The sequence below is a fragment of the Wolbachia endosymbiont of Tuta absoluta genome, from assembly GCF_059414725.1.
Genome location: NZ_JBNRJY010000091.1, coordinates 1 through 478 on the forward strand (window position 1 = coordinate 1; position 478 = coordinate 478).

The 478-nt window shown below is 37.7% G+C and carries 1 pseudogene; it reads right to left on the reverse strand.

Annotation, left to right across the window (positions count from 1 at the left end):
* Positions 1 to 366 precede the first annotated feature (366 nt).
* Positions 367 to 478 (reverse strand): annotated as a pseudogene (locus tag ACJ5GX_RS01120) (beta-ketoacyl synthase N-terminal-like domain-containing protein); the annotation flags it as partial.

A 478-nucleotide genomic window follows, 5' to 3' on the forward strand; every position in this document is an offset into this window, starting at 1 on the left:
ATTTGGCTTGTGATGTGATAGACGTAAATTGGAGATAAATGGCGGTATTTAGTGCTTTTCTTTGTAGAACGTTCTGTAGTAAACACTTCAAACGATAGACGTGTGAGGTGTAGATAGACCAAGTTGGTACACACTTAGCCTTGGTTTTATCGTTGAGTATGACGGCAGCAATCGAGGTGCCAACCAACCAACTATGGTTCAATATGATTACTTTTCAGTCGGAGGATTAAATTAATGTCCTAAAAATATAGAAAATTCGTTGAATTTCAAGAGAAGTAAAGTTCAGTCTTTTCAAAGATGATACATAATCAGAATAAGTGTGACCAGTGCGATGCTCAACGGCCTTTACAAATTTCTTTTGGATCGATCAGAAGAGTCGAACCTATCTGTATTGATTGCTTTGATGCCAGATTTACCTTCTTTCAGCTTTGACCAGGTGTTATTAACATCTGCTGCTAGTGGAGTAATTAAGCCAACA